Origin of the sequence: Mesorhizobium sp. M7A.F.Ca.US.014.04.1.1 (assembly GCF_003998745.1) — a bacterium.
Taxonomy (GTDB): domain Bacteria; phylum Pseudomonadota; class Alphaproteobacteria; order Rhizobiales; family Rhizobiaceae; genus Mesorhizobium; species Mesorhizobium ciceri.
Genome location: NZ_RZRW01000236.1, coordinates 1 through 8,484 on the forward strand (window position 1 = coordinate 1; position 8,484 = coordinate 8,484).

At 64.3% G+C, this 8,484-nt stretch carries 6 protein-coding genes; 5 read left to right on the plus strand and 1 reads right to left on the minus strand.

All coding sequences use genetic code 11. From position 1 onward, the window contains the following. The first annotated feature begins 17 nt into the window (after window positions 1-17). From betI to betB, 5 genes are read left to right on the plus strand one after another with little or no spacing between them, the layout of a single operon-like run. Window positions 18-608, plus strand: a complete 591-nt coding sequence (betI, locus tag EOA22_RS16960) for a transcriptional regulator BetI (RefSeq protein ID WP_013532678.1) — start codon at window positions 18-20, stop codon at window positions 606-608. Then, the gene (gene betC, locus EOA22_RS16965) at window positions 605-2,134 is read left to right on the plus strand and encodes a choline-sulfatase (RefSeq protein ID WP_063167696.1); all 1,530 of its coding nucleotides are present in this window, start codon (window positions 605-607) and stop codon (window positions 2,132-2,134) included. Before betI ends, betC begins: the two co-directional genes overlap by 4 nt. Further along, window positions 2,131-3,135, plus strand: a complete 1,005-nt coding sequence (locus tag EOA22_RS16970; RefSeq protein ID WP_063167695.1) for a threonine/serine dehydratase — start codon at window positions 2,131-2,133, stop codon at window positions 3,133-3,135. The genes betC and EOA22_RS16970 overlap by 4 nt, the downstream gene beginning before the upstream one ends. Then, window positions 3,128-4,780: a choline dehydrogenase gene (betA, locus tag EOA22_RS16975; protein ID WP_013532681.1), complete on the plus strand. Its 1,653-nt coding sequence runs from the start codon at window positions 3,128-3,130 to the stop codon at window positions 4,778-4,780. The genes EOA22_RS16970 and betA overlap by 8 nt, the downstream gene beginning before the upstream one ends. A 57-nt stretch (window positions 4,781-4,837) precedes the next feature. Then, window positions 4,838-6,301: a betaine-aldehyde dehydrogenase gene (gene betB / locus EOA22_RS16980; protein WP_013532682.1), complete on the plus strand. Its 1,464-nt coding sequence runs from the start codon at window positions 4,838-4,840 to the stop codon at window positions 6,299-6,301. 8 nt (window positions 6,302-6,309) lie between these two features. Here the strand turns inward: betB and EOA22_RS16985 are convergent. Next, window positions 6,310-8,484: AGE family epimerase/isomerase (locus EOA22_RS16985; protein ID WP_127390099.1), on the minus strand; the 2,175-nt coding region annotated here is incomplete at its 5' end.

Here is an 8,484-nt window from a genome sequence, read left to right on the forward strand (position 1 = left end):
CAAAGGATCATGGCGAGATGCCGAAAATCGGAATGGAACCGCTGCGCCGCAAGGCGCTGATCGACGCGACGATCTCGGCGATCGGCGAGCGCGGTTCGCTCGACGTGACCATGTCCGAGATCGCCGGACGCGCCGGCGTGTCGTCCGCCCTTGCCCATCATTATTTTGGTGCCAAGGACGAGCTGCTCTTGGCGACGATGCGGCACATACTGGCGGAGCTTACAGCCGATACGTTGCGCGCCCTTGGCTCGGCCAATAGCGCGCGCGAAAGGGTCTCGGCGGTGGTCGCTGTCAATTTCTCCGACATCCAGTTCCAGCCGGAAACCATCGCCGCCTGGCTCGCCTTCTATGTCGAGGCGCAGAAATCATCGGCCTTGCGCCGGCTGCTCAAGGTCTACGCGCGGCGGCTGCACTCGAACCTGATGAGCGGGCTGACCGGGATCTTGCCCAGAGCCGAAGCCGACCGCGCCGCCGAAGCGACCGCGGCGATGATCGACGGGCTCTACATCAGGCGGGCGCTGAAAGACGGCGTGCCCGATGCCGCGACCGCGATCGCGCTGGTCGAGGACTATCTCGAAACCAAACTTGGCGAGCGGCGCAAACAGTGACAATGAAGCGAACCAATTTCCTGATCGTCATGGTCGACCAGCTCAACGGAACCCTGTTTCCGGACGGACCGGCGGAGTTTCTGCATACACCGCATCTGAAAGCGTTGGCCGCGCGTTCGGCGCGCTTTGCCAACAACTACACGGCCTCGCCGCTCTGCGCGCCGGGCCGTGCCTCGTTCATGAGCGGGCAATTGCCGTCGCGCACCGGCGTCTATGACAATGCCGCCGAATTCGCCTCATCGATCCCGACCTTTGCCCATCATTTGCGCGCCGCCGGCTACTACACCTGCCTGTCGGGCAAGATGCATTTCGTTGGGCCGGACCAGTTGCATGGTTTCGAGGAGCGGCTGACGACCGACATTTATCCAGCCGATTTCGGCTGGACGCCGGATTACCGCAAGCCCGGCGAGCGTATCGACTGGTGGTATCACAATCTGGGCTCGGTGACCGGTGCAGGCGTCGCCGAGATCACCAACCAGATGGAGTATGACGACGAGGTCGTGTTCCTGGCCACGCAGAAGCTCTATCAGCTTTCGCGCGAACAGGACGATGCGAACCATCGGCCTTGGTGCCTCACTGTCTCGCTGTCGCATCCGCACGATCCCTATGTCGCGCGCAAGCAGTATTGGGATCTCTATGAGCATTGCCGGGCGCTGGACCCGGAAACCGGGTTCATCGCGTATGACCAGCAGGATACGCATTCCCGGCGGCTGTACCACGCCAGCGACTATCCCTCTTTCGAGATCACACCGGAGCAGGTGCGTCGTTCGCGGCAGGGCTATTTCGCCAACATCTCCTATGTCGACGACAAGCTGGGCGAGATCCTGGACGTTCTCGAGCGTACACGCATGGCGGACGACACAATCATCCTGTTCTGCTCGGATCACGGCGACATGCTCGGCGAGCGCGGCCTGTGGTTCAAGATGAGCTTCTTCGAGGGTTCGGCGCGGGTGCCGCTGATGATTGCCGGCAAGGGCGTTCGCGCCGGGCTGATCGAGACGCCGGTCTCCAATCTCGACGTGGCGCCGACGCTTTGCGATCTCGCCGGCATCGACATCGCTGCGATCGCGCCGTGGACCGACGGCCAGTCGCTGCTGCCGCTCACCGAGGGCATCGAGCGCACCGCGCCGGTGTTGATGGAGTATGCCGCCGAAGGGTCCAATGCGCCTTTGGTGGCGATCCGCGACGGCAGATACAAATTCGTCCATTGCGAGCTCGATCCGCCGCAACTGTTCGATCTCGAAGCCGATCCGCTCGAACGGGACAATCTGGCCGACGACGCGGCCAATGCGGGCCTGGTGGCGGCATTCATGGACAAGGTCCAGACACGCTGGGACATGGCCGGCTTCGACGCCGCTGTCCGCGAAAGCCAGGCGCGCCGCTGGGTCGTCTATCCGGCGCTGCGCAACGGCGCCTATTACCCCTGGGATTTCCAACCCCTGCAAAAGGCGTCCGAGCGTTACATGCGCAATCACATGAACCTCGACAATCTCGAAGAGAGCAAACGGTATCCGCGAGGCGAATGATGTCAGACCTTCTCGTCCCCTCCCTTGACCATCTCAAGCAGGCCTATGCCGTCACCTCCAGGGCGACGCAGATCACGCCGCTGCTGGAATCGACGGCACTAGCCCGCGAGACCGGCGCCGCCCGCGTCTTCATCAAGCCGGAATCGCTGCAATGGGCCGGCTCATTCAAGGTGCGCGGCGCCTATTGGCGCCTGAAGCAGCTTTCAGTTGACGAAGCGAAGAAGGGCGTCGTCGCCTACTCCTCCGGCAATTTCGCGCAAGGGCTGGCGGCTGCCGGCCAGGCGCTTGGCGTTCCCGTCACCATCGTCATGCCGATCGACGCACCGGCCGCCAAGCGTGATGCCACGGCGGGCTATGGCGCCCGCGTCGTGCTGACCGACCATGGCGAGCGCGCGCGGGAGGAAGTCGCCGCCGCCAAGGCGCGCGAGATCGCCGAGACAGAGGGCCTGGCGCTGCTGCATCCATTCGACGATCCGGAGATCGTCGCCGGCCAGGCGGGCGCCGGCCTCGAAGCGCTTGACCAACTCGAAGCCAAAGGTGCCAGCGCCGACCTCTTGTTCTGCTCGGTCGGTGGCGGTGGGTTGATCGGCGGCGTTTCGCTCGCCTTCCATTATCTGTCGCCCGCCACAGAGATCATCGGCGTCGAGCCGGAAGGTTTCAATGGCATGGGCTCGTCGCTGGCGCATGGCAGCATCGAGACGATGCCGATCGGGCCGAAATCGATCTGCGACGGTTTGATGTCGCGACGGCCGGGCGATGCTCCGTTTGCCGCGGTCAAGACGGCGGGTGTTCACGGCATCACCGTCGACGACCAATCGGTGCGGCGCGCGATGCGGATCGCCTTCGAGCGCATGAAGCTGGTGCTCGAACCGTCGGGGGCGGCGTCGATCGCGGCATTGCTCGGCGGCAAGGTGGATGTGAAGGACAAGACCGTCCTTGTTGTGGCTACCGGCGGCAATGTCTCGCTCGCCGATTTCATGGCGCATATGAACCATGCTTGAAGCGGATTTCGTCATCATCGGCTCCGGCTCGGCCGGCTCGGCCATGGCCTATCGCCTGTCGGAAGACGGCAAGCATTCGGTCATCGTCATCGAATTCGGCGGCAGCGATATCGGGCCGCTGATCCAGATGCCGTCGGCGCTGTCGATCCCGCTCAACATGAGCCTCTACGACTGGGGCTTTGCCAGCGAGCCGGAGCCGCATCTCGGCGGCCGTGTGCTGGCGACACCGCGCGGCAAGGTTATCGGCGGCTCGTCCTCGATCAACGGCATGGTCTATGTGCGCGGCCACGCCCGCGACTTCGACCATTGGGCCGAAGAGGGTGCGGCCGGCTGGGGCTTCGCCGACGTGCTCCCCTATTTCAAGCGCATGGAGGATTCGGATGGCGGCGAGGATGGCTGGCGCGGGCACGGCGGGCCGCTGCATGTGCAGCGCGGCTCGCGTAAAAATCCGCTCTATGGCGCCTTCGTCGAGGCTGGCCGCCAGGCCGGGTTCGAACTGACGGAGGACTATAACGGTTCCAAGCAGGAAGGTTTTGGGCCGATGGAGCAGACCATCAGCGGCGGCCGCCGATGGTCGGCGGCATCAGCCTATCTGAAGCCGGCGCTGAAGCGCAAAAACGTCAGTCTGGTCAAGGGCTTTGCGCGGCGGGTGATCATCGAGAATCAGCGCGCCATCGGCGTCGAGATCGAAGCTCACAAACAGATTCAGGTCGTTAAGGCGCGACGTGAGGTAATCGTCGCCGCATCGTCGATCAATTCGCCCAAGATCCTGATGCTGTCCGGCATCGGTCCGGCCGAGCATCTGCGCGAAAACGGCATTCCGGTGGTGGCCGACAGGCCCGGCGTCGGCCGCAACCTGCAGGACCATATGGAGCTCTACATCCAGCAGGAATCATTGCTGCCGATCACGCTCAATTCGGTGCTGAATCCGTTCTCGAAAGCGCTCATCGGGGCGCAGTGGCTGTTCCTCAAGAACGGGCTAGGCGCCACCAACCATTTCGAAGCGGCGGCCTTCGTGCGATCGCGTGCCGGCGTCGACTACCCCGACATCCAGTACCATTTCATCCCCGCGGCAGTCCGCTATGACGGCAAGGCGGCGGCCAAGTCGCACGGCTTCCAGGCGCATGTCGGACCGATGCGCTCGAAGTCGCGGGGGTCGGTGACGCTGCGCTCGCCGGACCCGAAATCGAAACCGATGATCCACTTCAACTACATGTCGCATCCAGACGACTGGGCGGAGTTCCGCCACTGCATCCGGCTGACCCGCGAGATCTTCGGCCAGTCGGCGTTCGATCCCTATCGAGGCAAGGAGATATCGCCGGGCAGCCACGTGCAGTCGGACGACGATCTCGACATCTTCATCCGGGATCACGCGGAGAGCGCCTACCATCCTTGCGGCACCTGCAAGATGGGCCGCGCCGACGACGTGATGAGCGTCGTCGATCCGGAGTGCCGGGTCATCGGCGTCGAAGGATTGCGGGTCGCCGATTCCTCGATCTTCCCGCGCGTCACCAACGGCAATCTCAATGCGCCGTCGATCATGACCGGCGAGAAGGCATCCGATCACATCCTTGGCCGCACGCCGCTGGCGCCGTCCAACCAGGAACCATGGATCAATCCGCGCTGGCAGGCGTCGGACAGATAGAGCATGATCGTGTGACTGCACGATCCGCATGCCGCGAAAGACAATCTGGAGACTTCCATGCGCGCTCAGCCCACGGCATCGCACTATGTCAACGGACGCTACATCGAGGACGAAGGCGGCGCCCCGCTGCCGGTCATCTATCCGGCAACCGGCGAGACCATCGCCATGCTGCGTTCGGCAACGCCGAACGTGCTGGAACTCGCCGTCGAGGCCGCGCGGGCGGCGCAGCCCGCCTGGGCGCGGCTGAAGCCGGTCGAGCGCGGGCGCATCCTGCGCCGCGCCGCCGACATATTACGCGCCCGCAACGCCGACCTCGCTCGCATCGAGACGCTGGACACCGGCAAGGCGATCCAGGAAACGTTGGTGGCGGATGCGCCCTCGGCTGCGGACTGCCTTGAATATTTCGGCGGTGCCGTTGCCGCCTACAACGGCGAGTCGGTCGATCTCGGCGGACCCTTCGCCTACACAAGGCGCGAAGCGCTCGGCGTCTGTGTCGGCATCGGCGCATGGAACTACCCGATCCAGATCGCCGGCTGGAAATCGGCACCGGCGCTCGCCATGGGCAATGCCATGGTGTTCAAGCCGTCGGAAAACACGCCGCTGTCGGCGCTGGCACTGGCCGAGATCTACAGCGAAGCGGGGCTACCCGACGGCTTGTTCAACGTTGTGCAGGGCTATGGCGATGTCGGCGCCGGGCTTGTCGGCCACGATGTCGTCGCCAAGGTCTCGGTGACCGGTTCGGTGCCGACCGGCCGCAAGGTGCTGTCGCTTGCCGGCTCGAAGATGAAGCACGCGACGATGGAACTCGGGGGCAAGTCGCCGCTGATCGTGTTCGACGATGCCGACATCGAGAACGCCATTGGCGGCGCCATGCTCGGCAATTTCTATTCGACCGGACAGATCTGCTCCAACGGCACGCGCGTCTTCGTGCAGAGCGGCATCCACGACCGCTTTGTCGACCGTCTGATAGAGCGGACCAAGAAAATCCGCATCGGCGACCCGCTCGATCCCGAAACCCAGATGGGACCGCTGGTCTCCAAGGCGCAGCACGACAAGGTGGCCGGCTATATCGAGATCGGCAAGCAGGATGGAGCGACGCTTGCTTGCGGCGGCAATGTGCCTTCGCTGCAGGGCTTTCAGGGCGGCTTCTTCGTCGAGCCGACGGTGTTCACCGGCGTGACCGATGGCATGCGCATCGCCCGTGAAGAAATTTTCGGACCAGTGATGAGCGTGTTGAAATTCGACGGCGAGGACGAGGTGATCGACCGCGCCAACGACACCGAATTCGGCCTCGCTGCCGGCGTCTTCACGCGCGACCTGCCGCGCGCCCACCGCGTCATCGCCGAACTGCAGGCCGGCACCTGCTGGATCAACGCGTATAATCTGACGCCGGTGGAAATCCCGTTCGGCGGCTTCAAACAGTCAGGCATCGGGCGTGAGAATTCACTGGCCGCACTGGCGCTCTATTCGCAGCTGAAGTCGATCTATGTCGAGACCGGGGATGTGGCGAGCCCGTACTGAGGCTGCCCTTACGCCTTCAGGTCGGCCGTGCTGTCCAGATACTGGGTCAGCGCGCAGACCAGATGATAGAAGATGCTGGCCGGAACGTCCGATGCCAGTGAGCGGCCGCGCTCGTCGATGCGGTCGATCCACAGGCCGAGCGGCGCCGGGTCGATGTGCCAGCGGAACAGCCGGCCGACGCGCGCTTCGATCTCGGGCTTCAGATCGGGGCCGCCCGAGCCATCCAGTGCGATCGCCGCCTTCACGGCTTCGGCCTGCGGCCAGCTGCGCGATATCAGGTCGAGCGGCAGGCCCTGCCGCGAGACGGCGCCATAGGCAAGCCCGGTGGCGCGGTTGAGGCCATTGGCGATGGCCGAGGCGTAGAGTTTCCTGGCAAAGCCGCTCAACTCGGCCTGGCCGCTGCGCCCGGCGAAATCGACCAACAAAGAGGCCCATTCGAAATGGTGGCCAGGCTCGGTCCACGAGCCTTTCTCGCCGGCGGATGGTTTCCATTCGGCATCGAAATACTCGCCAAGCGTCCAGCTTTCCGGATCGAAGAAATGACTGCGGAAGAGGTCGATGATGCGCGCTGCGCGGCGCAGATGGGCGCGCTCGCCGGTCGCCTGGTGCCAGGCGAGGAAGGCCTCAAGCAGGTGCATATGCGGGTTGGAGCGGCGCTCGCCTTTGCCATCCGATGTCTCAAGGAAGCCGGTCATGCGGCTGTCTTCGAGATGCGCATCGAGAAAGGCGAAGGTTTCCTCGCCGAGGCGCAAGGCGTCGGGATTGCCAGACATATGCGCATGCGCCAGTGCCAGGAGCACGCAGGAATGATCGTAGGCATCCTCGGTGGCGTCGGCAACCGAACCGTCAACATTCAGCGTCCGAACCCAGCCGCCCTTGTCGGTGCGGCCCTTGCCGGCCATGAAGGCGATGCCGTGGCTGATCAGCCGGTCGGCCGGACCGTCCCAGCCGCGCGCCCGGGCAACGGCGAAGGCATAGACCTGCCTCGCCGTGGTGCGCATGCGCTTGGGCTTCATCAACGGCGAAGCGTCCAGGCCAAGCGCTTCGTGAAAGCCGCCATGGCGTTCGTCGACGCCCGATGTCGACCACAGCGGCAAGGTCTCCTGAAACAGCCAGTGATGCACGCGCCGCCGCCAGGCGCCGCTTTCGATGACGCGGTCATGCGCCGGCGTGAACCTGGTTTCCAGGCGACCCGATTTTTCGAGCTGCTCGACGATCTTCTTGACGTGTTGGCTGTGGCTGACCGGAGCGACGAAGGTGGCATCCGATGTCGAAACGATGGCGATGTCCTTCATGCCGATCGCCGACAGCAGGCGGCCGTCACTGCGAATGTAGGAATTCTCGCAATCGATGGCGACGACGTCGCCGATGATGACATTGCCCCGGTCGTCGGCGGGGCCGACATCGAGCAGCGACTGCCATGAGCCGAGATCGTTCCAGCGGAAGCCGGCCGGCACCATCGCGATGTCTTTTGCCCGCTCCATGATGGCGTAGTCGATCGAGTTCGACGGAATGGCGGCGTAGAGTTCTAGCGGCATGTAAAGGCCGGACAAATCCGATGTCGCTGCCTTGTACGCTGCTTCGGTGGCCTGCCAGATATCCGGCTGGAACGCTATGAAGGCATCACGCATGGCGCTGGCGCGAAAAAGGAAGATACCGGTGTTCCAGTAGAAATTTCCGGCCTTGAGATAGCTTTGCGCAGTCGCAAGATCCGGCTTTTCGACGAAGCGCGACACGTCGAAGATGCCGCCGCTTTCGGCCGCAACCTCGATATAGCCGTAGCCGGTCTCGGGCTGTGTCGGCCTGATGCCGAACACCACCAGCCGGCCGCTACGCGCTGCCTCGGTGCCGGCTTCGACGCTCTGCCAGAACTGGCGCGGGGTCGATATCTCATGGTCCGACGGCACCACCAGCACCAGGCTGTCGCCGAACTCGGACAGTGTGCGCAGCGTCGCCAGTGCGACGGCGGCGGCTGTGTTGCGCCCGGTCGGCTCGAACAGCGGCCCGCCGCCGGCGAGGTCGAGGCCGGCAAGATCGGCGTGAACGCGGTCGGCATGGCGCTCCGCGGCAATCAGGAAGATCGGCGTTTCGCCTTCCGGCCGGGCCGTCAGCCGGCGCAAGGTCTTGGCCAGCATCGAGCCGTCGCCGGACAGATCGTGGAACTGCTTGGGATTGTCCTCGCG

What these genes read in the sequence shown, in the direction of transcription:
- betI (WP_013532678.1), top strand. Translation starts at nt 18, where the DNA reads ATGCCGAAAATCGGAATGGAACCGCTGCGCCGCAAGGCGCTGATCGAC.
- betA (WP_013532681.1), top strand. Translation starts at nt 3,128, where the DNA reads ATGCTTGAAGCGGATTTCGTCATCATCGGCTCCGGCTCGGCCGGCTCG.
- betB (WP_013532682.1), top strand. Translation starts at nt 4,838, where the DNA reads ATGCGCGCTCAGCCCACGGCATCGCACTATGTCAACGGACGCTACATC.
- EOA22_RS16970 (WP_063167695.1), top strand. Translation starts at nt 2,131, where the DNA reads ATGATGTCAGACCTTCTCGTCCCCTCCCTTGACCATCTCAAGCAGGCC.